This window comes from Clostridiaceae bacterium HFYG-1003 (assembly GCA_024579835.1).
Classification (GTDB): domain Bacteria; phylum Bacillota; class Clostridia; order Clostridiales; family Clostridiaceae; genus JG1575.
Genome location: CP102060.1, coordinates 1,727,671 through 1,751,460 on the forward strand (window position 1 = coordinate 1,727,671; position 23,790 = coordinate 1,751,460).

At 48.1% G+C, this 23,790-nt stretch carries 16 protein-coding genes; 1 reads left to right on the forward strand and 15 read right to left on the reverse strand.

All coding sequences use genetic code 11. The features are described 5' to 3' along the window. Window positions 1-100: 100 nt before the first annotated feature. Window positions 101-343 carry a hypothetical protein gene (locus tag NQU17_07800; protein ID UUM10591.1) on the reverse strand — a complete coding sequence of 81 codons (243 nt, stop codon included), beginning with the start codon at window positions 341-343 and terminating at the stop codon, window positions 101-103. Between the two features lie 462 nt (window positions 344-805). On the opposite strand from NQU17_07800, the gene glmS reads away from it, so the two are divergent. After that, the gene (gene glmS / locus NQU17_07805) at window positions 806-2,641 is read left to right on the forward strand and encodes a glutamine--fructose-6-phosphate transaminase (isomerizing) (protein UUM10592.1); all 1,836 of its coding nucleotides are present in this window, start codon (window positions 806-808) and stop codon (window positions 2,639-2,641) included. Between the two features lie 190 nt (window positions 2,642-2,831). On the opposite strand, the gene NQU17_07810 is transcribed toward glmS, so the two are convergent. The 14 genes from NQU17_07810 to NQU17_07875 all read right to left on the reverse strand — a co-directional run bounded on the left by NQU17_07810 (window position 2,832) and on the right by NQU17_07875 (window position 23,761). Continuing rightward, on the reverse strand, window positions 2,832-3,653 hold the full coding sequence (locus NQU17_07810) for a class C sortase (protein ID UUM10593.1): 822 nt from the start codon (window positions 3,651-3,653) through the stop codon (window positions 2,832-2,834). Beyond that, complete coding sequence (locus NQU17_07815) at window positions 3,650-4,612, reverse strand: class C sortase (GenBank protein ID UUM10594.1); 963 nt, start codon at window positions 4,610-4,612, stop codon at window positions 3,650-3,652. Before NQU17_07815 ends, NQU17_07810 begins: the two co-directional genes overlap by 4 nt. Before the next feature lie 136 nt (window positions 4,613-4,748). Further along, window positions 4,749-10,127, reverse strand: coding sequence for a SpaA isopeptide-forming pilin-related protein (locus tag NQU17_07820; protein UUM10595.1), 5,379 nt, complete (start codon window positions 10,125-10,127; stop codon window positions 4,749-4,751). A gap of 652 nt (window positions 10,128-10,779) precedes the next feature. Beyond that, window positions 10,780-10,974, reverse strand: a complete 195-nt coding sequence (locus NQU17_07825) for a hypothetical protein (protein UUM10596.1) — start codon at window positions 10,972-10,974, stop codon at window positions 10,780-10,782. A gap of 739 nt (window positions 10,975-11,713) precedes the next feature. Next, window positions 11,714-13,099: a group II intron reverse transcriptase/maturase gene (gene ltrA / locus NQU17_07830; GenBank protein UUM10597.1), complete on the reverse strand. Its 1,386-nt coding sequence runs from the start codon at window positions 13,097-13,099 to the stop codon at window positions 11,714-11,716. A 500-nt stretch (window positions 13,100-13,599) separates the two neighbouring features. Beyond that, window positions 13,600-13,956 (reverse strand): FMN-binding protein, encoded by a 357-nt coding sequence (locus NQU17_07835; protein UUM10598.1) that lies wholly within the window; start codon window positions 13,954-13,956, stop codon window positions 13,600-13,602. A gap of 30 nt (window positions 13,957-13,986) precedes the next feature. Continuing rightward, window positions 13,987-14,571 (reverse strand): DJ-1/PfpI family protein, encoded by a 585-nt coding sequence (locus NQU17_07840; protein UUM10599.1) that lies wholly within the window; start codon window positions 14,569-14,571, stop codon window positions 13,987-13,989. A gap of 232 nt (window positions 14,572-14,803) precedes the next feature. After that, a complete protein-coding gene (locus NQU17_07845) occupies window positions 14,804-17,812 on the reverse strand; it encodes a DNA topoisomerase 4 subunit A (protein ID UUM10600.1) in 3,009 nt (1,002 codons plus the stop codon). 12 nt (window positions 17,813-17,824) lie between these two features. Further along, on the reverse strand, window positions 17,825-19,789 hold the full coding sequence (locus NQU17_07850) for a type IIA DNA topoisomerase subunit B (protein UUM10601.1): 1,965 nt from the start codon (window positions 19,787-19,789) through the stop codon (window positions 17,825-17,827). A gap of 220 nt (window positions 19,790-20,009) precedes the next feature. Continuing rightward, window positions 20,010-20,597: a folate family ECF transporter S component gene (locus tag NQU17_07855; protein ID UUM10602.1), complete on the reverse strand. Its 588-nt coding sequence runs from the start codon at window positions 20,595-20,597 to the stop codon at window positions 20,010-20,012. After that, window positions 20,587-21,141, reverse strand: coding sequence for a hypothetical protein (locus tag NQU17_07860; GenBank protein UUM10603.1), 555 nt, complete (start codon window positions 21,139-21,141; stop codon window positions 20,587-20,589). The genes NQU17_07855 and NQU17_07860 overlap by 11 nt, the downstream gene beginning before the upstream one ends. 253 nt (window positions 21,142-21,394) lie before the next feature. Further along, on the reverse strand, window positions 21,395-21,967 hold the full coding sequence (locus tag NQU17_07865) for a helix-turn-helix domain containing protein (protein ID UUM10604.1): 573 nt from the start codon (window positions 21,965-21,967) through the stop codon (window positions 21,395-21,397). A 118-nt stretch (window positions 21,968-22,085) separates the two neighbouring features. Beyond that, complete coding sequence (locus NQU17_07870; protein ID UUM10605.1) at window positions 22,086-22,868, reverse strand: class A beta-lactamase-related serine hydrolase; 783 nt, start codon at window positions 22,866-22,868, stop codon at window positions 22,086-22,088. Between the two features lie 68 nt (window positions 22,869-22,936). Continuing rightward, entirely contained in the window at window positions 22,937-23,761 is an 825-nt protein-coding gene (locus NQU17_07875; GenBank protein ID UUM10606.1) for an undecaprenyl-diphosphate phosphatase, read from the reverse strand. Between the last annotated feature and the right edge of the window lie 29 nt (window positions 23,762-23,790).

A 23,790-nucleotide genomic window follows, 5' to 3' on the forward strand; every position in this document is an offset into this window, starting at 1 on the left:
CCCCAGGAATGCTCCCATGATGGAGCCGAGAAATGCCCTTCCCATATTCCATTTTTTCGGAGCCGGACCCACTGGTCTTCGCATGTAAGCTCACGCTCCGTTACAGGTTCAGATCAAGGGGCTCATCCGATTCCTCGGACTCACCCAGGATCCCCGTGTATTTTTCAAAAAGTTCGTGCCAGATAAATGATTCCTTAATGCCGTCCTTAAATTTCACTGTGATATAATGCTCATTCATGAAGATGATATTACCGGTTTTCTTTTTCAGGTAAACCTCCATGCCAAGGTCGTATTTCGCCTTCTCCTCATCCAAATTGAATGAGTTCTCCCCTTTTCTGTTCATATGCAATCGTCCCTTTCAAAAAAGTGGCTGTAATCTTTATAACATTATAGCCTCTGAATGTTTGGAAGTTATGAATAACTCCTGAAAATTACATAAATATATTTATATCTTTCCCATTCAAATTCTGAACAAAGGCTAATCGTTAATGCATTGGCAGAATCAAGCCATCTATGAAGGAGAGGTGTTAACAAAAAGAGGATTTAGCACGATATTATTTATAATTTGATTTGTATTGCGTAGTTAATTTCAATATAATGAATGAGCAGGAATTTATTATAGGAATTACGGACGAACCAAGCGCCAGAACCCCTTGGGGTTGACGAGGTTGGAGTGATCGAAAATTCGGCGGATGCTCCACGGAATGACAGCTTCCGATAACAGTCAGCAAAGCCCGAAGGCAACTTCGGTGACAGATCTGACCAGGCTGCCCCTGCAATTTTTTGACAGGAAAGGAAACAGACTATGTGTGGTATTGTAGGATACTTAGGACAACAGCAGGCAGAAACGATTCTTTTGGAGGGCCTCTCCAAACTGGAGTATCGCGGCTATGACTCAGCCGGAATCTGCATTCAGAAAAACGGAGAGCTCAGCATGTCAAAGGCCAAAGGCCGATTGAAGAATCTGGCTCAGGAACTGGAACATCACCATCTGGAAGGTCATGCCGGCATCGGCCATACCCGGTGGGCAACCCATGGAGCTCCCAGTGACATCAATTCCCATCCGCATGCCTCCATGAGCGGCAATATTGCGGTGGTTCATAACGGCATTATCGAAAACCACAATGAACTGCGGTCGAAACTTCAGGCAGAAGGCATCGAATTTCGCAGTGCCACCGATACGGAAGTTATTCCGAATCTCATTGAATTTTATCTCAGTAAGGAAGGCGGTCTGCTTAAGGCAGTAGCCCGCACGGTGAAGGAACTCAAGGGCAGCTATGCGCTGGGCATTCTCTCAAAGGGCGAGCCAGGCCAGCTGATTGCCGTCCGCAAGGATTCCCCTCTCATTGTCGGAGTTGGTGACAAAGAACGATTCATTGCCAGTGATGTCCCGGCGATTCTGAAATACACCAAACAGGTCGTTTATCTGGATAATCAGGAAATCGCCGTGCTGAACGCCGATGCCATGAACTTCTATGATTATGATCTCAATCCGCTCACGAAGGATATTCATGAAATTACCTGGACTGCGGAACTGGCTGAAAAAGGCGGATATGACCATTTTACCCTGAAGGAAATTCATGAGCAGCCCAAAGCGCTGCGCGATACCATGACCGGCCGGATTCAGCCCGGCAACCCGATTCGACTGGATGAGCTGGAACTGACCGAGGAACAGCTGAAAGCCTACCGCCGGATCTACATCGTAGCCTGCGGCACAGCTTACCATGCCGGCCTGGCTGGGAAAAAAGCCATTGAAAATCTGGCCCGCATACCAGTCGAAGTCGATGTCGCGTCAGAGTTCCGCTACCGGAATCCTATCGTGGATCAGGCGACCCTGGTCATCGTGATCAGCCAGTCCGGGGAAACCGCCGATACCCTTGCCGTCCTCAGGGACGCCAAAGCCAAAGGGGCACGGGTTATTGCCGTGACCAACGTCGTTGGTTCTTCCATTGCCCGGGATGCAGATGACGTCATCTATACCTGGGCTGGACCGGAAATCGGCGTCGCCTCGACCAAGGCGTATCTGACCCAGCTCGTGGCCATGTACACCCTTGCCATGAAGTTCGCCGAAATCCTGAACATCAGCCAGGGTTCCGATCTGGATGAACTGAAGAGCGCTCTGCTGAATCTTCCCGAAAAAGTGGAAGAAGCACTGGCCATGAACGAGAAAGTCAGAGCCTATGCCGAAACCATGTTCCGAGTCCATGATGTCTATTTCCTCGGAAGAGGATTGGATAATGTCACTGCCACCGAAGGTTCCCTGAAACTTAAGGAACTAACCTACATTCACTCTGAGAGCTATCCCGGAGGAGAACTGAAACATGGCCCGATTGCGCTGATTGAAGACGGCACTGTCGTGATCAGTCCGGTGACTCAGTCGGATCTGGTAGAAAAGATGGTTTCCAATCTCCATGAGGTCAAAACCAGAGGTTCCAGGAACCTTATCCTGACCATGGAGAAACACTTGGATATCGTCCGGGACGCAGCCGATGAAGTCTTCATTCTGCCGGATACCCATGATCTGATCACCCCGGTGCTGGCAATCATCCCGCTCCAGCTCCTGGCTTACCATGTATCTCTGCTCAAGGGCTTCGATGTCGATAAGCCAAGAAACCTGGCAAAATCAGTCACGGTAGAATAGATAATACAAAAACCAGATAGTGAAAATAGAGAATGCCCTGCCGGAAAACCGGCAGGGCATTCTCTATTTCTTGCGGAAAGTTCGGATGAGCAGAATAAACACAATAATCCAAAGCAGGGAACCGATTCCCACGACCAGATAACTGATCATCTTTTCGTTGAAAACTTCAGAATTCATGATTTCTCTCCTCTCATTCCGCCCTCATTCCATAAACCAGCAGTCGGTGTGTGACCTGGCCGTAGGGGGTACAGGTTAAAAGCGTCACCAGATCGCGCCCAGGCTGGATGGTCAGTTTATCTCTCTGATAAGGCAGAATCACTTCCGAACCTATCACTTCATAGGTGAGTGTCTGGTTGAAGATCTGGATGTAGAAACGATCCCCGGGCCGAAGCTTGTCCAGATGCTTGAACAGCAGCGCTCCTCTGGCCAGACTGCGATGTCCCGCAATAACAGAATTGGTACCAATTCCACCAACCGGGAGTGAAGTCCCTTCCAGCTGGGCTACGCCCCGTTCCAAATGGGAGAATGTTGCTCCCAGGTAGATTGGGAGTTTCTCCCCCAGCTTCGGAATATCCAAATAACCAAACGCCCCATTGGGGAGATAGGAGCTGGTCGAAAGAATCGGATAGGGATCACTCCATTGCGGGTCTTTCGCTGGGGTCTGATTCCCGCCGGTTCCGCCGCTCGACGGGTTGCCCGGCAGGGTCTGGCCGGATGGTCCTGTCACCGCGGGACCGGGTTGCTGAATGCCCGTCACTTCCACCGGGAGGTTTTGCAGAAACGGATCTGCGAAATCCTCATTGAAGTATCCCTGCGCCAGTTTCTCATTATATTCCCGGAATTGCTGCAGATACCCCTGCTCTTCCGATTCGCTGATCTCCTGAACCGCTTCTTCATATTCCTGGTAGGCTTCGATGCTCTGAACCTCAAAGAGAATGTTATACACATGAGGATACATAAATACGGTCAGTCCAACCAGAAAAATGATGTAAGACAACCGCTTCTTCATCATGGCTCCTCACCTTCTTCCTGTTTTCGCCGGTTCCAGAAGAGCCAGCCCAGAATGGCTGCCACACCGGTAGCTGCCAATCCAATCAGCAGAGGTTGAGTTCCCGGAGCTGACGGTGTTCCGGCAGTTGGCTGCGGAGTCACGGTGCTGCTTTGTGGCGGAATGGTTGCCTGAACCATTGTTTGTGAAGGGACACTGGCCACGCCAGTCGTTGTGCTGGTTCCCTCCCCTGCGGTCGGAGGTGGTACATAATCGGTTCGCTCTCCCCGGACGAGCAGCCGGTTGGTGTTGATCATATAGGGATCGCAGGTTACCAGGGTTACCAGATCGCGGTCCTCATCGATCCGAAGTCTTTCGATATCATTCGGTGGGACAATGACTGTCTCAAAGATTCGATATGCCAATACTTCATCCAGACTGTGAAGATAGAAGATCTCCCCTGCTTTCAGCTCATTGAGATTTCGAAACATCAGCGCAGTCGGCAGTCCCCGGTGTCCTGTAATCACGGAGTTGGTGCCAATGCCTCCCACCGGCAGAGAGGTTTGCTCGATGTGACCCAGACCGTTGTTGAGAACATCGTCGCTTGTTCCGTGATAAATCGGCAGATAAACATCAATGTCCGGAATTTCCAGATAGGCCATGACCTCTCCAATGTTCAGCATGTCCATATAACTGATGCCGGATTCCTGAGGACGGTTAATCGCAAAGGGATCCTCAATGACGGTACCGTGCATCAGGCGACGGTTATAGGCTTCGGCTTCCTCTCTCAGTCGCTTCTTTTCTTCTGCCTTCAATCGTTCGACATCTGCCTGATATCCCTTAATGATCTGTTCCTGTTTCCGATCCACTATGAAATTGCTGATGGTAGGATACAAAAAGATGGACAGACCCAGAACGAACACAAGAATCAAAAGAATTTTGCGCCGTGAGGATGAATGGTTGTTGTTCGGTTCTCGGCTCATTTCATCAGCTCCTTCCGGAATTCGTCAAATTCTGTGTCCATGGTCAGAGTTCTCCTCCATACAGCTTCCAGTGCTGGGAACTGTATGGAAGAGGCGAATGCAATGCATTCGCCCGTTCCGTTACTGAACTGTCAGGCTATTTTCTGGTTCTCTTCTTGTTCAGAAGAACAGCCGAACCCATCAGACCTCCACCGATCAGGGTGAAGAGCATGGTTCCGATTCCACCCGTCTGCGGAATCTGCGGTCCAAGGATATTGAGCACGGTCATTGGAGTTGCTTTAGCTGGATCGCTGCCTAACTCAATCATGGTTGGGTCTAAGTAGTAGCTCGTTGCGTTGACCACGAAAGGAATTGGATCCTTAATCAGGTTGTAAGGATATCCCATCGCAGACATTGGCGCCTTGGTCTCAACCAGATAGTAGGTAGTACCATGTTCAAGGTCATACTGCAGGCCTTTAATCTCAAATTTTCCATCGGCACCTGAGATCAGACGGAAGGTCGTATCGTCTTTAGTAGCTACCCAGATGTATTCTCCATTGACACCAATCTTCAGGAACTGACCGGCTCCATTCTGCACCGCGAACTCTGCTCCTGCCAGAGGAGCTTCCGTTTTGCTGTCCCGTTTGATGAAGTTCTTGCCTCCGGTGTAAACTTTGACTTCATTGGAATCATCATGGCCGTCCGTGGATCCGTTATTGTATGATACGGTTGCATCATTCGGAATGCCCTGTCCCATAATGGCCGTTTCATTAATGGCTGCTTTGAAAGAGATTCTCAGATTAATCATTGGAACTTTGACATCATCATCCATGATGAAGAGTTCATCAGGATCAAAAGAGATTTCCAGCAGTCCATGGCCATCCGGTGCCGGCTGACTCAGAATAGTGTACATCGTCGGAGCGAGCGGATTATAGGTACTTCCATTAGTACTTCCGGAAATAACCAGCGAATCCTTGTAATCTAACATGGCTTCTAAAGTATCACTAACCTTCAAGCTGTCGTAACTGAGGATGTCTGCAGGCAGTTCAATTGTCAGGAAGAAATCGAGCGGCTCATTGAAGTCACCGGAACCTTCGGTTGTTCCAATCTCGATAACAGATTTATCAATGTAAGGTCCCTCAAAGTTATCGAGGCTCACGCGCTTAACATCGCCCGTCGTAACCAGGACATCAGGGTCTCCCTGAGTTATTTCGACCTTACCATTTGCAGTAATCGTGAATGGAATCGGTGTATCATTGAGCAGGTACGGATCCGGAGCAAAGGTTTCAACAAAATAGTAGTCTCCAACCGGCAGGTTATTTACAATAATCCATCCATTCTCATCGGTGATAAATTCAACAGGAGGAGCCGTTCCTTCCGGATCATACTCACCTCCACCTGGTGCTACACCTTTATATAATCTAAACTTTGCGCCAGGCACTCTCATCTGTCCGGCATACTTCGTCAGTACAACCGCACCGCGGACAGTAAGGTTCTTGGGATAAATGTGAAGGTCCGAAATGTAATCTGTTCCGGCTGCATTCATGACCGGCAGTCCCAGAATAAAAGGCACTGCAATCTGCTTGGTTACATTAGCCGGAGTAAATGTCTCGCGGAAATAGTAGTAACCATCTGGAAGATTGTCAATGAATACTTCACCGTTGTTATCGGTTGCCGCCAATACACCAACAGGAGGACCCAGTAAATTGGCTGCGAATTTGTCATTGAGTTCTTCGAGTGTATCTGATTCAGTGACAATCCAGTAACTGAATACAACGCCTGGGAGCATCTTGTAGTTGCCGGAACCGAAGATCCCATTCAATGCAGTCTCATCCAGTTCTGTTCCATTATGCTTAACCGGTGTGAAATCGCTGAACAGTTCCAGTTTATGGATGGTAACGTCCGTCGTATTGACAGGTGCCGGGTCAGCTGAAGCAGTGACAGGCAGTACATATACGAACAACATCAGGAATGTCATTAGGATGCTGAAAAGTTTACGTCCTTTCATCTTGCTCTCTTCCTTTCCTTTGGATTTATTCGTGGATTTTGTGATCCCGAACAAGGCACCGCCCATGAGTCCCACACCAAGAATGGTGAACAGCCAGGTTCCCATTCCACCGGTCAGCGGGATGATGGGGGCTAATTCGTTCGTGATTTCGATGACATTTAAGGTGAGCGTTGCGACAATTCTGAATTCAATCGGATGCTTGTGGATGTAGTAGCCAACCGGAGCTTTTGTTTCAATCACGAAGTACTCTCCGATTTCCAGATCAGCTATAATCTGGGATTTTCCATCCGGTCCCGTAATCAGGGTGCCGTTCACCTTAATACCGTACAGCGGGTCTCCGTTTTCATCTTCAAACAGAATCGCTCCCGGTTCCGTCTCGGTTACTTTGCGGTAAAGTTCAAATTCAGCTCCTTGCAGCGGTGCTCCGGCAACATTCAGTTTCAGGAGCTGGAGTGAGCTGACTTTTCGTTTGTTTGTCACGGTCAGTCCGTCATCACTGATTGACTTATCATATCCTGTTGGAATGACAAGCTCATCTACGGTGTAGATATACTCGACGCCATGAACATCCGTTTTGGGCAGATTCGACCAGGTGTAGACAAATTCAGTGGCCGGACCCGCTGCCGGAACGATGACCGGTGTCACGCCAGTGACTTCTTCCTTGGGATTCAGTCCGATCTGACGATACAGCGTCAGGGTGACAGGCACATGATCCTCTTCAGGACCATTTTCCCAAATCTTTTTCGCCACAACATCTCGGGGCGGGCTGACATATTTATTCGTGATTGTGACGGTTCCTTCCTTACTGTTCCAGGCCAGTGTAGCTTTTCCATCCATCGGCACAGAGGTTACCGTGAATCCAAGTCCGGGGTCTGTTTCAACGACCGTATAGGTGCCGTATCTCAAGCCTTCGATGGTAACTGTATCTCCGCCTTTCAGCGTCCTGGTTTCCTCGCCGTCAAAAACGCCGGGGATCGCAGGTCCGGTGATGGTGAAAGTAAACTCTCTGGTATCATTCATGATCGGAACATCATTTTCGTCCACCAGGACTTTCTTCAAAATCAGTTTGCCTAAGGGTTTTTCCTTGTTGATGACTTCCACTTCGATGTCATTCTGTCCCGTATCAGCCAGTGGGGTGCCTGCCGGAGGCAGTACCTCAAATGTACTGACAACCGTTCCGTTTACCTTGATTGTGATGTCATAATCTGCCGCCGTCTCACTGACGGTATAGATGTCTGCCAGTCGCAAGTTCGTCTTGATGATCGACTGTCCTGGAATCAAGGTATAGATGTGGTCGTATTCCGGATAAATGACGTCGCCGTCGGTATTGTCACTCTTGATTCTGATATCAAATGAACGGGCGGGATCCAGAATCTCAGTGCCAGCTGCGTCCAGCAAAGTCTTCTTCACTTTCAGGAAAATCGGATTGACTTTTGGAATCGGGAAGTCGACGGTTTGTGTCGCCCCGTTGGAATCCTTAAACGTCACATCCGCATCTCCGTTCGTGGGATACCTGCCATCGGGCGGAACCAGCAACAAGAGAATGTCATCGGTGATGGATACCCTGTATGTCATTTCGGCATACTTGATATTCGAGCCAGCGGAGATCGGTTTGAACAGATCTCCTACGTTCCAGCTGATCACACCGCCGATATAAGTTGCACTGCCCTGGGAAACCACAATATCGCCCACATTGGCTGCCGGGATTTCGAAGCCCAGCCCCATCGGGTCGTCGACTGTGATATCGCGGGCGGCAGCATTGATCGATCCGGCAATCTGCAGGAAGATCGTGTTCAGATCACTGGTTTGGGCGGTGAAGTCCTTGCCAGGCGAAGCAATGCTTTCCAGAACCGAATTACCGTACGCTGTAGTCTCCAGTGCAATGGTCCATAAGATACGATCTGCACCCAACGACTTGAACATGGCGGCCTGCGCAATGGCACTGTTGCCGTGACTGTAGTAATTTTGACCCGAATCGCCGATTCTGGTATAGGCAGCCGATCCGTAACCTCTCATAGCAGTATAGTCATAATCTGCTGCCAGCAGATTGCTTCTCGTACGATTAGCTACATATGCGGTGTAGGTTCCGCCACCAGACTCAACTGTTTCATTTTGTCCATAGGCTTCAAGTTTTGTCAGCACATTGTTAATCTGATAGCTTTGGGTTGGTTCTCCATCGGACAGCAATACGATATTCTTATAGTCGGCTGTGCTGGTTGCAAGAACTTGAGAGGCGGCTCGAATACTTGCCTGGGTATTGGTTCCTCCCAAAGCAACCAGACTGTCAATCGCATTGTTCAGTGTTGTCCGGTTGGCCGCAACGTTGACATTCAGCAAACCGGTATGAGTGGTGACTGTTGTTGCTCCATTGTAAGCTGAAGCAAAGGACACTAATGAGATTCTTGTATTAGGATCATCGGCAAGAGCACTGACAAAGGCTTTCGCAGCGGTCTTGGCTCCTGAAAGCTTTGTCCCAAGCATACTGCCGGAGCGGTCGATTACAAGCACAATATCCGAAGATTTGGCTGTCTCCATACCCTCAATCCGGAGTGTGACATCCCAGGTATTGACCAGTCCAGGAACCGGTACAGCGTACTTGTCGATCGTAACCTGTCCAGGAATTGTCGGAGATACCATGGTGGCTGATACCGATGCTGATGGTAGTGATGTTGTTGAATTTGTAGTGGATTTATTCAGCAATGGTACGGTTTCGTAAACCGGAATATCGGATACGATCGTTCCAAGAATCAGTCGATCCGGTCCAACCGGTTGGCCAATTTGATCTGTTCCAGGATTTTCTGGTACTTCTTCTGTCGAAGGGACTTCTGCCGGCGGATTCTCAACCGGTGGTTCTTCCACTGCCGGCGGATCTTCTGCCGGTGGATTCTCGACCGGTGGTTCTACAACAGCTGGTGGATCATCTGCCGGTGGTTCTTCAACTGCCGGTGGTTCTTCTGCCGGAGGTTCTTCCACAGCTGGGGGGTCTTCTACCGGAGGAGGCTCCGGTTCAGTCGGTGGTTCGACAGGAGGGTCTTCCGCTCCGGGAGGGTCTTCCGCTCCGGGAGGTTCCTCATCTCCGGGAGCTACTTCATCTGCAGGCGGGTTTTCCTCTGCGGGCTCTGGCACGGCAGGTTTAATGTAAGTGTTCTGAACCGTATAACCATTGATTTCGGTTTCAAACCCTTCCACATTATCCAAAGCCAGGGAATATGCAATCTCATTGCCCTCGGAGTCAAACTTGTCGACCTCCGCGAAATGGACAGTCGTATTTCCGGATGAAAGAATCTTTTCTTCCAGGACTTCTGAACCTTTCTTCAACTGAATGCTGATATCAGGAACATCCACCCCATCCGGGACGTCGACCCATTTCACATCGGCTGTAATTTGAACCTTCATTGCAGGCTCAATCTCTCCGCCTGACTCTTCTGCTCTTAATGTCATCCCGAATGGCAGGAAGCCCATTAAGAAGGTAAACAGCAGAAAGAGTGACAGCAGATTTTTTCCGGTTTTTCTGAAATCTACACTCATAACCTCAACTCCTTTCAGTTAAATTGTCACATTTCCTTGATTCTTTGATTCAACCATGAATCCATTTTTCAAAGAAACCAGAGTACCCACCTCCAATATCTATTTTCTCAGGATGGCGTTCAGAATATATCCAAATGTGAGAATCCGAAGCCATTCTGTATACGTTTTCGAAACGAACTAATTTTTTTTTACCTTTGATCTCCTGGTGATGCTTTGACGCCCTCAATAAATATGCTGTTGCACGAATTAAAGTTGAGTTTATTCCATCTCATGTCGAAAGAAAATCAAAAACACATTGAGCCGTCGAAATAATCAATACTTAAAGGGGGTTGACACGCTCTATTTTTTATGATTTTCCGTTTGATTTGATTATAGACTCCTATTAGATTTAAGTATAGGCAAGTTGAACGTTTTATTAAAATTACATTATTCAATGAAATCAAAGCAATTATCAGGCATGTTATTAATCGAATGCTTAATAAAATGATGTAAACTTCACGCAGTCTTATACTTGACCATTGTGATTTTCATATACTTCTTTTTTTATATCCAGGTGAATAACGGTCATATCTTCCAAGATCTAAGATATTTATAATCTATCAGTATGTGTGGACAAGGTTTGTTTTTCTTTGCACTTGAATGGATTATTCACTTACATTGCTCTTAGTCTTTGATTTTCTTCTGCAGGCACTTCTGTTGCTGCGTCGGACGAGATCGTTTCCGTAATCTCGGTTTCCGGGGCAGTTTGAACATCATTTACCTCTGCAAAGACTGGAGAAAAGTTTGTGAGAAGAAAAGCGAAAAGAAGAACCAGAGAAAGAAACCCTTTGCGAGACATCTTTTTCATAAGTTTTCTCCTTTTATTCAATATTTATCCGTTAGTGATGGCAAAATCAGAACCTCTGATTGGGTGGGTCCGACAGCAGTATGAGAGAAAGTTAATTGCTTAATTTGATTATACTATATTAATAGTTGTGATTAACCATGAAACTCGTTAACTATTTTAGTCTAATTATTAATTTTATTCGTTCAATCTTAACACCTTCATTTTTAACGAAATGTTAAATTCTCAATTTTTCATAATAAGTATTATAGGAGTATCCGCAATTTTACTTTCGCCATATTGTCAAAGTAGGAAGTAACCTTCTTAAGAAATTAAAATTAAAATATAATTATAATGCAATGGATTATTTATAATCTCCTTCCTTATCATGACATTTCTTGAATAATATATTTGAACAAGGTTTTTTCTTTGCTGGTTATTCCGATGTTCGGCTGCAATTAATTTTCTCCACCTTTTATTTTCCTGATTGACATAACCATCCGAGTTGAAATGAAAGATAGTTTCAGGCGAATGAATTATCAACCTCTTAATGAGAAGCGTTATCAATTAACATAATCTCGTTCATTTTCGTTCATATATGTTCATAAATTATTCATAAGCGTTGCTAAACTTCGACTTTTCTTCTCCGATCCAGTGACATTTTAACTGATTAATTGAATCGAGTAGGAGGTAGCTGATTAATTCAGCTACCGACCTCTCACACCACCGTACGTACCGTTCGGTATACGGCGGTTCAATCGCTTTAGTGCTTACGCATTCGCTCGTACTGATTAAGGATTTCAAAGTATCCTGCCTGTACGAGCTTTTCGTTTGTTATGGAGCGTGCCAAGACCGGACTTCCGGCAATACGCCAATATCCCAGCCTGGAATTTCCCCACTGGTAGGCTTGCCATGCCGGGATTCCCAGTTTCCGCAAGTTATCCACCCTTGTTCTGGGTTTCTTCCACTGCTTCCAGATGTACATTCTCAGTCGTCTTCGAAGCCATTTATCCCACTCAATCAGCGTGTTCTTGATTGAAGCGATGTAGTAGTGGTTCAGCCAGCCTGTGATATAGGCTTTGACCTCTTTCATGACTTCTCGTACGTTCTTTCCCCGGTTGCGCCTGGTTTTCTCCTTCAACTTCTGCCTGGCTTTCTTCAGGGAGCTTTTATGGGCTCGTATGTAGTTTCCATTCTTATTCTTGCCCATGGCGTAGCCCAGAAACTTGAACTTCCTCGAATAGATACTGATGGCCCGGCTCTTTTCCTGATTCAGTTTTAGCTTCAGCTTCTCTTCCAGGTACTTTCTGCTGGATTCCAACAGACGCTCGGCGGCTCGCTGGCTCCTTGCCAGTACCACGATGTCATCGGCATACCGAACAATGGCCACCCCTCTGCGCTTCATCTCCCAGTCATATTGATTCAGGTAGATATTAGCCAGCAGGGGGGAGAGCGGCCCGCCTTGCGGTGAACCTTCCTCCGTTTCGGTGACCACCCCTTTTTCCATGACTCCGCTTTTCAAATAACTCTTTATGAGCTGTGTCACTCGTTTGTCCTGGATCTGCTGACGAACAAGATTCATCAGCAGTTCGTGGTTGAGTGTATCGAAGTATTTGGACAAGTCTACTTCTGCAACATGGATGTAGCCTTCGTCTGCATACTCCTTGACTCTCGCCATGGCCTTCTGACAATTCCGGTCCGGTCGGTAACCATAACTTTCATCCGCGAACACCGATTCGAAGATCGGGGTCAGTTTGAGGGCAATGGCTTGCTGGAGTATTCGGTCAATGACCGTGGGAATCCCCAGCATGCGTTCGCCGCTTCCATCTGGTTTGGGAATCACTGCGCGTCGAACCGGGTCGGGTTTATACTTCCCTTCCCGGATCTTCTGCCTGAGCTCTTCCACATTCTCCTGCAACCATGGCAGTACCGCCTCGACGGTCATTCCATCGATGCCAGGTGCTCCGCGGTTGTCCTTGACCCTTTTGTAGGCTTCGAACAGATTTCTCTTATCCAGAATTTCCTCCAACAGGTCCTTAGCACCGCCTTGTTCGCTCCTTTTCCGAGCCTCGACGCTCTGCGCTCCTGCATACTCTTTGTGTTCCGCACTATCCCTTTGCAGGCAGCCCTTTCGGTATTCTGCTTTCACACGTCGACCTCCTTCTGAGTCGTTACTTAAGACTTACGATTGTTCAGCCCTTCCCAGAAAAAAAAATCCTGGTACTATGGCCTCGGCTGACTTCTCACAGCAAGCTTTACTCCATCCTTCGGATTTCCTGATGGATGTCTGTGAGACCTCCCCGGGTAAGAACGATAACCTTCATTCCATGTAGCCGTCCCATTTACCACAATTTAAACATAATGTCCGGATCCGGGTAGCATTGGACTTCTTCTTGTCTTGCAGAGTCGTCCTCCGGTTGTGGCCTTATATGAGATTTCTGTTCGTCGGCCCAGAACTTTGCCCGCCAGAACTCCTCGCCCTGACATCCGGCTGCCTTCAGATTCCACCTCGCGATGGACACCCTTGCCTTCGGCTAACGCTTCCTGCTACCGAGCGCGTAGTGGACTTTCACCACCAAGTTATCGCCCATGCCGGGCGCACAAAAAAGAGACATTGACACAGTATATCCTGTATCAATGTCTCTAATGTTATGGTTTTAATGCATTTTCTACCGCTTTCATGATAATCTTGGAACTGATGGTTGCACCGCTCACATGATCCACGCTGGGCTGTTGACGATCCAAGATGCTTTGACGAACCGGTTCTTCCGCACGAAATCCTATCCCATTGGTATGCTCCAATATGTCGATTCTGGTCATTCGATGATTCTCGACTGTAACCTGCACTCGAACTTTAACCGGGTTCCAGGTGGCTTCCCCCGTGTAAGTTCCATCGTTTATTTTATTCAGGTCAACAGAACCCACCGAGATTCCCTTCGCCATCTGACTTCCGCCAAAGAACACGGCAACTGCCAATAAAACGGCTCCGAGTACAAAACCAGCCAATTCGTTTTCCTTTTGTACCAGGCTTTAAACTCATGATCTGATTTCCGGATCCTTGATCGATTGCGCCAACTGCGGCATCAGCATGCCCTTCCAGATTCTTTGAGCATCCTCTGTCAGATCCAACTGCCTGAGCAGCTCAAATCCCAGCAGCAGTGCAGTAGCCGGCCCTCTGGAAGTAACCACCCCTTCCGATGCCACAACCAGCTTCTCTTCATAGACCTTAAAACTGAGTTCACCCTCAAATCCTGGATAGGACGTGCCATGATGCCCTGCCAGGATTCCAGCCTTTTCCAGCACGACCGGTCCTGCGCAAATCGCGCTCACCAGCTTGGCCTGAGTGTGGAACAAACGGATCGCTTTCAACACTTCGGGATGATTGCTTAAATTCTCCGCCCCCTTGGAACCTCCAGGAATGAAGATCGCATCATAGTCTTCGATTTGAATGGCATCCATCTGATAATCCGCCTTGATTGAGATTCCATGAGCCGACACCGGCATAGGACCAGAAATTGATATTAAATCCGCTTTCACACCACCTCTGCGCAAAACATCGACGACCGCAATAAGTTCCAGCTCCTCTGATCCATCTGCAAAGAAACATGCTACTTTTTTCATACTGCACCTCCTGCCATAGATTGTTTTTATGTTCTTGAGCTCTTTCGACTGTTAATATATCCCGGAAGTAAGCCGGAAACATCCCGGAAATACCCCCAAAAAATCCCGGACAATTCATGAACGGATCCCGAACGGATCGAGGACGAATCCTGGGCGTTTCCGTGAATCATGACGGGAATGATCCATCATTCATTGTTTTCGATGAGCGGATTCAGCCTCAAAGCATCGGACCTTATTTTGGCGTCACCTTGCTGATCGTTTCATCCAGCACCATTTTCATGATGTTGGAACCCTTTCCCGCCCGGTTTTGATTTTTAATGGAGGTTACTTTGACCTCTGATTTCCCGCCCCGGTTTGTTTCAAGCTCCAGCGTCTTATAGCCCATTTCCAAACTTCCCCAGACAATCTGATCCTCTTCCTTTAGTGACATGCCTTGTACGCCGCCGGCGGTGCGTCCCATCTGGGATACTCCTTCCGCCGAGAACTTGATGGCCATGCCGCGCTCCGTCAGCAGAATAACCACCTCCGAGGGATTGGAGAGTACCTGGGCAAATACCAGCTGATCCTTCGGATGCCTGAACTTCACCACTGGAAAACTGTCCTGAGCAGACAGGAATTCGTGAAGCAGAGTTCTCTTGATAAGTCCCCTGGCTGTGGCCAGGATGATTTCTTCCTCGATCAACTGGCTGCTGTCTCCGGTGAATGCTCCCACAATGCGTCGTTTTCTCGGTTCAAAATCGAATAGGCTGGATAAATGCACCGGACTTTTCAGGTTCTCAAACAGGTAGCCCGGAAGCTTGTGTCCCATGCCGTCTGCTGTCAGGAAAATCAGTTCAGAATATGAATCGCCTCTTAAAACGAATCCTGCCGTCTTGCGTTTTCCCTGAATCGGCTTGATTTCTCCACGGTCGGTTACTTCCAGCTCGTAGGGTTTGATCTCATAGTCAAATACATAGCGGATTTGCACGATTCGATCTTTTTCCGGTATAACAGCAAAGCGATCTGGCAGAACCATCTTATCCCGCACCTCGCATTCGCCCTCCGGCACGCTGAATGTGAGTCCTTGTTCCGTGGTTATGCTTAAGAATTCTGGGAATCGCTGATACTCAACGGACACTGCCCCGTTTTCTCCAGACCAGTCTTCTTCCGGATTGATCTGTGTCAGGATCATGGAATCCTCTTCCTGCATCTGGCCTGACGCCGTGGGAACAAGCGGCTGAGTACGGTGATCGATGAGCTTTTGACCCTCTTCAATCAGAACTCCGTATAATCGCTCGCCAGGTGCCAGTTTCAGGGCAACCAGCTTCGTATATTTCGAATTATAGGTTTCGCCCAGGGTTCGCTTAATCCGGCCCTTGTCGGTGAGGAACTTAAAAATCATGGCCTCACTGATCCGGGGCAGACTGAAAGCCGCTACGACCTTCTCCTCATCATCCAGCTTGGTGCGAAGGAATTCATCAAAGCGGGTGCCCTTGTCTTTCCATTTGGCTTCGGGAATTCGTTTGGATTCCAGCTGAAAGAGATTGCCCAGATTCGTAAACAAATACACCTGATCCAGGGTATTCGTCACAAAGTGAGCGATCAGCTGATCACCTTCCCGGTACTCAATGGAAGCCGGATCGGCTGATGAGCGGTGATAGCTCTTCAACGGCATCTGCTTGATGAATCCCTCCAGCGACAGGGTCACCATGGAGTCTTCCACTACAATCAGTTCTTCAACGTGTATGGCTGCTTCCCCTTCATCATCGATGAGCAGAGTTCTGCGCTCATTCGAAAACTGTTCCTTGGTCTCCTTCAGCTCCGCCACGATGAGATCGTCCAGCTTGCGCCGAACCGCCAGGATTCCCTTCAGCTTCTTGATCAGTTTGGCCAGCTGCTCGTGTTCCTTTAGGAAGGCACTCATTTCCAGTCCGGTGAGTCGGTACAGCATTAATTCGAGGATGGCAGTCGCCTGCATCTCGGTAAAACCGAACTGTTTTTGAATGTTGGAATTGGCATCCGCTTTGTTTTTTGATGCCCGGATTGTGATAATCAGTTCATCCATGACATCAATGGCGTGCATAAAGCCCTCGACGATGTGGAACCGACGTTCGGCGATTTCCAGCTCATTCTGAGTGCGTCGGGTGATAACCTCCCGCTGATGCTCGATATAAGCTGAAAGAATTCCTTTCATGCCAAAGGTGACTGGTTTGCCTTTATCGATGGCTACCATGTTGAAGTTCAGATTGCTCTGCAGATCCGTTTTCTTTAAAAGGTACTTCAGGACCCGATCCGCTTCCTCTTCCCCGGCACTCTTGCGCAGCTCAATGACTCCCCGGACACCAGCCCGGCCGGATTCATCCCGGATGTCAGTAATGGCCTCCAGGGCCTTCTGATGCTTTTTATCGCCGGTCATTTCGGAGATGGTCTGAAGAATGCGGGCTTTGTTCTTGCGATAGGGAAACTCAGTAATAACAATGCCCAGACGTCCGTTGTCCAACTTTTCGATCTGGGTTTTAGCCCGCAGAACCGCTTTGCCCTCTCCGGTTTCATACGCCGCCTTCAGCCCGTCTCGCCCAATAACGGTTCCGCCGGTGGGCAGATCCGGACCGGGTACGTACTTCATCAGCCCTTCCACTGTGAGCTCAGGGTTTTCAATGAGCGCACAGGTGGCATCGATGATTTCTCCCAGGTTATGGGGTGGAATGTTGGTGGACAGACCCACCGCGATGCCAAAGGACCCGTTGACCAGTAGGTTGGGGAATTTGGCGGGCATGACGACCGGTTCGGTCTCGGTATCTGAGTAGTTATTGACGAAGTCCACTGTATTGGAATCAATATCTCCGATCAGGGCCATGGCCGCTTTGGACAAGCGGGCCTCGGTGTAACGCATGGCTGCGGCTGAGTCTCCGTCCATGGAACCCCAGTTGCCCTGGCCTTCGATTAAGGGAATACGGGTAGAAAAGTCCTGTGCCAGAATCGTCATGGCATCATAGACGGATGAGTCGCCATGGGGATGGAACTTACCCATGATGTCACCGACAATTCGAGCTGACTTCATGTATGCTCGATCCGGGTAGGCTTTCAGCAGATAGGCTCCATATAGAATCCGCCGATGAACCGGCTTGAGTCCGTCCCGCACATCTGGCAGAGCACGGTCCTTGGCTACCTCTACGGCGTAGGGCAGGTAATTGTCAGGCATCGCCTCTTCCAGCGGGAGATCGATGATATTTTGATCCTTAGGTATTATGCTTTTCGACATGCTGTGATCTCCTTAAAATTCTGCGTAGGCGTACATATAATTCTTTCTGGGTTCCACCACATCTCCCATCAGCAGAGACACCATCCGTTCGGCCTTGGCCGCATCCTCGATGGTGACCTTGTAGAGGGTGCGGGTTGCAGGGTTCAGGGTTGTGTCCCAAAGCTGATCCTCATTCATTTCCCCCAGTCCTTTATAGCGCTGAATCTGATATCCGGAACCAATTTCTTTCTTGACCTGTTCCAGTTCATCCGTGTTGAAGCAGTATTTGCTGATTTCTTTTTCCTTGCCCTTTTCCCTGACTTTCTTATACACCTTGAATAAGGGAGGCTGAGCCAGGAAGAGGTGGCCGTTGGTGATGAGGGGGCGCATGTAGCGGTAAATATAGGTCATCCACAGGGTGCGGATGTGATATCCGTCGACATCGGCGTCGCTCATGATGATGATTTTGCTGTACTTTAAATCTTCTTCCCGGTAATTATCCAGAGTACCCGTGCCAATGGCGGCATTGAAGATTTTCAGCTCCTCCGATGCCAGGACATTCTCGAGTTTCTGCTTCTCCGTATTCATGATCTTGCCCTTGGATGGCATGATCGCCTGGAAACTGGCATCCCGGGCTTTTTTGGCCGTCCCGCCGGCGGAGTCCCCTTCTACCACGATGAATTCATTGATGGCCCGATTCCGGCCGTTGCAGACCATGACTTTTCCGGCCAGCGGACTGGTTCCCTTTCCAATCTTCTTACGTTCCAGATCGGCGATTTTCTTGATCTTCTCCCGCCGCTTGGCCGCTTCAACGGCATTATTTACGATCAGGGCCGCCACGTCCTTGTTATCCTCGATCCACTCGGACAGCTTGGTGTAAGTGAGGTCCGCCATCAGAGTCTGTGCCTCCTGGTTTCCCAGCTTGTTCTTGGTCTGGCCTTCAAAAATCGGATTGGTGAGCCGTACCTTGACAATCGCCGTCATGCCTTCGCGCAGGTCATCCCCTTCAAAATCATCCTTTGGTGCCAGCAGACCCAACCGTTTGCCCATTTCTTTGAACGCACGGGTCATGCCGGTTTTAAAACCGGTTTCGTGAGTACCGGCTTCTGACGTTGGAATGTTATTGACATACGATGCGATCGTCTCCAACGCACTGTCCGTAAACTGGATGCAAACTTCTCCCACCAGATTCTGCTCATTGATTTTTCGTTCACCTTCGAACAGAATTGGCTTGTCGTGAATCGGTGATTTGCTCTCATTCAGATAGGCAATGAAATCCAGAAGACCGTTTTCGGAATGATAGGTTTTTTCAATCACTTCCGGTCCCCGCTCATCGATCAGTTTCAGGGTAATTCCCTTGTTCTGGAACGACAGCTCCTTCATGCGCTCATCAATGGGTTCCAGCTTGAACTGATGATCCCCAAAGACCGCTTTATCCAGCAGAAAATGAACTCTGGTACCGGATTCCTGTGTCTTACCGGTCACTTCCAGTTTCGTAACCGGAGTTCCCGGCATCAGACGGCCAAACTTCTTGTCAAAGGCGTGTTCAAACCGCATGAAATGGATTTTCCCATTCTGATGCACCTCTACCTCAAACCATTCCGACAATGCATTTACAACCGACCCCCCAACACCATGGAGGCCGCCCGCAGTTTTGTAATTCTTGTTATTGAACTTTCCCCCGGTATGAAGTTCGGTATAGACCATCTCGACCCCGCTGATTTTCTTGGTCGGATGGATCCCCGTTGGTACTCCCCGGCCGTTGTCCATGACCGTGCAGGATCGGTCCTTGTGTAGTATGACTGTGGCTGTGTCGCCATAGCCATTGGTTATTTCATCAATGGCATTATCCAGAATTTCCCAGAGGCAATGATGCAGGCCTCGACTGCCGGTATTTCCAATGTACATTCCCGGACGGATCCGAACCGGTTCCAGTTTATCCAGACTGGTCAGATCCGTCACGTTATATGAGGTTTTTTCTATTTCAGTGATTGGCATAAAAACGCTCCCAACCTTTATTTGACTTGCTTTTCGCTTCTTTTATTATACCTACTTTTGGCATAACTAACAATTTTTATTCGTAAATGAGCACAGGTGTTCTATTTATAGTGTTCTAAAATCGAAAAAAGTTGCATCAGCCTTGATTTAGGCCATGCAACTTTTTTCCTGACAAGAAAGCCAGGCAGACTTTGAGGAAAGTTTCAGGGATTTCATCCCATTAATTGATCGATTTTGCTGAACCCTCGCGGATGCCGGGACGTTCAACCCCGACAGCACGCAGCCGTTTAAATACTGTGTTGTACAACAGGGGAACCATGATGATCTTCAACGCGGTGACGACCACCTGATTGGGAATCCGGATGCTGAGGCGGGTCCAGAAGAAGGACATATCGCCATTATGAAGCATCATGACCAGCCAGATCGTGTTCATCAGCGTATCCACCAGCAACGTGGACAGGATGGCATATGACACAAACCACTTGAAATTAGCGGATTTCCTGCCTTCAAGGAAATATCCCGCCAGAATTCCATTCACAGCGGCTGAGATCGTAAATCCTGGGAAGAAGGTTCCTTTCGGGAACATGAAGAATCCAACCAGATCGGCCAACAGTCCCACAATGCCTGCTCTTGCCGGACCCAGATACATTCCGGCGATAATGTTCGCCAAAAATCCCAGTCCGACCCGCATCACTGGTGTTTCTACGCTAAGAAAGCGTACGGCCAGTACATCCAGGGCAATCATTATACCCATAAACACGATTTCTCTTACTCGACTGACTTGTCTTTTGTTTTCACTATTTTGCATGATTTCTCTCCTCGATGGCTAATCCGCTGCCGGACATAAAATCTTCCAGCATCATCGTTTCTTCTTTCGTTAAATGATCGCCTTTAATAATGAACCCTTCATCCGCATTCTTCAACTTTAAAAAGTAGTTGTTGGCGCTGCGAACATAGCGATCAAAATCTGTCCATTGGTATGACTTTTCTTCTTTCTCATCCCTGCTGAGAAATCCTTCTTTGGTCAGGGTCAGATCCCGTTCCACCCGGATGTCTGACTTGGCATAGGCTTTTTCAATCGCCCGCATCAGACGGCTTTTTAAAATTCTGGGATGATAATAGAGCAACAGTACAAACACAATGAGTCCGGCGATGGCAGGAACGATGAGATTGTCCACTTGAGCAATTCGCTGCAAAATGAAATAGAATCCCAGGAAAACTACCAGGGCATAGAGAAAATTCACCAGGTATTTCATCACAAAGATAAAACCGCCACCCGGCTTGTAGTGTTCCATCAATATTTTTTGGAGCTCTACAAAATCAGCTGTGTTTAACTTGTTACTTATTTGCATAATACACCTCCGACAAGTTATTTGATTGGTACAGTTTCTGTACCAATCAATCATACTCTGTAAGCCGCAGCCTGACAAGAAAATCCCGAAAAATTCATTATAACTACATACATTAATCATTTGTTTAAAATGAAGAACCACCATCATTCCCAGACGGGCTGGTGTGCATCCCGTCAATAGGACAACGAAAAAGAATAAGAATTTCACAGAATTATACTTTCAACAGCAGGTCATTCTCGATCTTTAACTCTTCCTAGGGGGTCCTGGCTTCCTGCTGGGCTGTTCGCTTCCCTCGTCGATCTTCCAGTCCGGCTTCTCCAAGTGCAATGTATTTTTCCACCCATCCGTAGACTTGCTGATAGCTGACTTGATACTTTTGTGCAATTTCTGTGTAATTCCGACCTAACTCCAGACACTCCCGAACAATTTTGAGTCGTTCCTCCTGGGTAGTCTTGCGACTTGATTTCATGCGGCTTCCTCTTGTTCGATTATTGAAGTCTTTGCCGCTATTATAAACCTTAATCCAATCTCTGAGCTGTCTTTCGGAGCGAATTTTATACTCTATACAAATGTCTCGCAAACTTCCTTTTCCTGACAAATAGGCCTTGACTGCTGCCAGTTTCAAGGCCGCAGTGTAGCTTCGCTGAGAGCCTGTATTCAACAGTCCCAACGAACCTTCTTGCTGATAAAGGCTCACCCAGCCGCGTATTGTGCTCTTATCCACTCCAGCCATATTGGCTGCATCGATCATGGACAGTTTACCGGATAGATAATCCGTTAGGATTTGTATTATTTCCTCAGGACTTCGTTTTGATCGGTACGACATAAAAATGCCCCCTTTATGATCAACAGTGATTTTCTTTTTTCACTGTCTCTCTTAAAGGGAGCATACCAAGACGGGCTGATGGCGCTTCTTCATTAAATGCTTTTGATTGTCCAGTCAGTTACTCCATCGTTTCCTTCTGAACAGTTTCCCAGTTCTCATGAACGCTGTTCCAGATCATCATGCCGGCTTTAGCCAGGGAAATCATGCCATAAACCGAGTTGGGCAGGTCATGGGACATGATGGAGAAGACGAAATTACCCGATTCGGTGTTAATTAATGCTACTTCATTCTCAATGCCCGGAGCATCGCCGGTCTTGCTGGCGAATTGGTTGCGAACTTTGTTCGGAAGATAGAAAGCGATTTTGGATTTTACCCGACGTCGGATCAGGTCAATGATGTAGTCTGAATGCTTCTCCGTCAGATAAATTTTCTTGTAGAGCAGCTTAATGATTTTCGCCATATCCGATGCAGTCGTAGTATTTGACTCATTTCCAGGCAAATTACTGATGTGAGTATGGGTGAGCCCCATTTCCCGGAACATAATGTTGATCTGATCCACTCCAAGCAATGTCATCAGCTTATAGGTTGCTGTATTATCACCTACTACAAGCATGGATGAAATCAGCTCACGGATGGTGTAGGTTCGCTCGATGAATTCATAGAGGATTCCAGATCCGGGTTTTTTATCCTCATCTTTAATCGGGACCAGTTCATCCATGGAGAACATGCCTTCTTCAACTTTTTTGAGAAACGCGACGGCAAGCATTAATTTCATGCAGCCTGCACTGGTCTGCGGGACATCCTGATTATAGCCATAGGTATAGGCTCCATCCAAGTCTTCAAAATAGAAGCTGTATTTCCCGTCTCTTTCTTCGTCAAGGTACTTTTTAATATCTTTCATATTGCATCCTCCTACAGGATTTTCAAAATCAGTGAATGGATTCCACCAAGGTTCCGGACAGAAACGTCTTAGAACAGAATTTTCACGGTTAAAGCAGCGGCCAGGATCAGCCGATACCATGCAAACACCTTCATCGGCTGGTTTTTAATGTAGGACATAAAGGCCCGCACGCAGATCAGTGCCACGGCAAAGGCTACAGCAAACCCAACGATCAGGGTAACGATCTGGGTGGATGTTATGGCAGCGAAGCCTCCGTCCATTCCAAATTTCGCCAGTTTTAGTCCGGAAGCCCCAAACATGATGGGGATCGCCAGAAAAAAAGAGAACTCAGCGGCAACTTCGGGAGCCAGCCCCTGGTGCCACCCGCCCATGATGGTGGATGCTGACCGGGAGAACCCCGGCCACAGGGACAGGCACTGAAACAGTCCGATTTTTAATGCCGCAGAAGGTGTAATCTGGTCCACCTCTGTGATCGCGGCCTGATTGCGGTATTTCTTCTCAAACCAGATCATCATGAGCGCACCCACAATGAGAGCAAGGATGACGGTCGGGATACTGAACAGCTTCTCGTCGATGAGATCCTCCAGGGAAAACCCGAGGATGGCAGCAGGAATGACTCCGACCAGCAAAGCGATGGTAAAGCGGATTCCCCTGGGTTCCCGGCGAAGCAGAGAAACCAGAAGTCCTACCAGCTTCTCCCAGTACAGTACGATGATTGCCAGGATGGCTCCCAGCTGAATCACAACCATAAACATTTTTTCGAAACCGCCATTGCCAAATCCAATCAGGTCGTTGGCGATAATCAGATGACCGGTGGATGAGATGGGGAGAAATTCAGTGATTCCTTCTACAATGGCGATGATAATGCCTTTTAAGATGTACATGATGTCCATGGGAAAATGATCTCCTTATGTCTACTATA

Excerpts from the sequence above, each read along its gene's own strand:
- NQU17_07810 (UUM10593.1), bottom strand. The coding sequence starts at position 3,653 with ATGATGAAGAAGCGGTTGTCTTACATCATTTTTCTGGTTGGACTGACC.
- NQU17_07855 (UUM10602.1), bottom strand. The coding sequence starts at position 20,597 with ATGCAAAATAGTGAAAACAAAAGACAAGTCAGTCGAGTAAGAGAAATC.
- NQU17_07800 (UUM10591.1), bottom strand. The coding sequence starts at position 343 with ATGAACAGAAAAGGGGAGAACTCATTCAATTTGGATGAGGAGAAGGCG.
- NQU17_07820 (UUM10595.1), bottom strand. The coding sequence starts at position 10,127 with ATGAGTGTAGATTTCAGAAAAACCGGAAAAAATCTGCTGTCACTCTTT.
- NQU17_07840 (UUM10599.1), bottom strand. The coding sequence starts at position 14,571 with ATGAAAAAAGTAGCATGTTTCTTTGCAGATGGATCAGAGGAGCTGGAA.
- NQU17_07870 (UUM10605.1), bottom strand. The coding sequence starts at position 22,868 with ATGAAAGATATTAAAAAGTACCTTGACGAAGAAAGAGACGGGAAATAC.
- NQU17_07845 (UUM10600.1), bottom strand. The coding sequence starts at position 17,812 with ATGTCGAAAAGCATAATACCTAAGGATCAAAATATCATCGATCTCCCG.
- NQU17_07850 (UUM10601.1), bottom strand. The coding sequence starts at position 19,789 with ATGCCAATCACTGAAATAGAAAAAACCTCATATAACGTGACGGATCTG.
- NQU17_07860 (UUM10603.1), bottom strand. The coding sequence starts at position 21,141 with ATGCAAATAAGTAACAAGTTAAACACAGCTGATTTTGTAGAGCTCCAA.
- NQU17_07865 (UUM10604.1), bottom strand. The coding sequence starts at position 21,967 with ATGTCGTACCGATCAAAACGAAGTCCTGAGGAAATAATACAAATCCTA.
- glmS (UUM10592.1), top strand. The coding sequence starts at position 806 with ATGTGTGGTATTGTAGGATACTTAGGACAACAGCAGGCAGAAACGATT.
- NQU17_07825 (UUM10596.1), bottom strand. The coding sequence starts at position 10,974 with ATGAAAAAGATGTCTCGCAAAGGGTTTCTTTCTCTGGTTCTTCTTTTC.
- NQU17_07875 (UUM10606.1), bottom strand. The coding sequence starts at position 23,761 with ATGGACATCATGTACATCTTAAAAGGCATTATCATCGCCATTGTAGAA.
- NQU17_07815 (UUM10594.1), bottom strand. The coding sequence starts at position 4,612 with ATGAGCCGAGAACCGAACAACAACCATTCATCCTCACGGCGCAAAATT.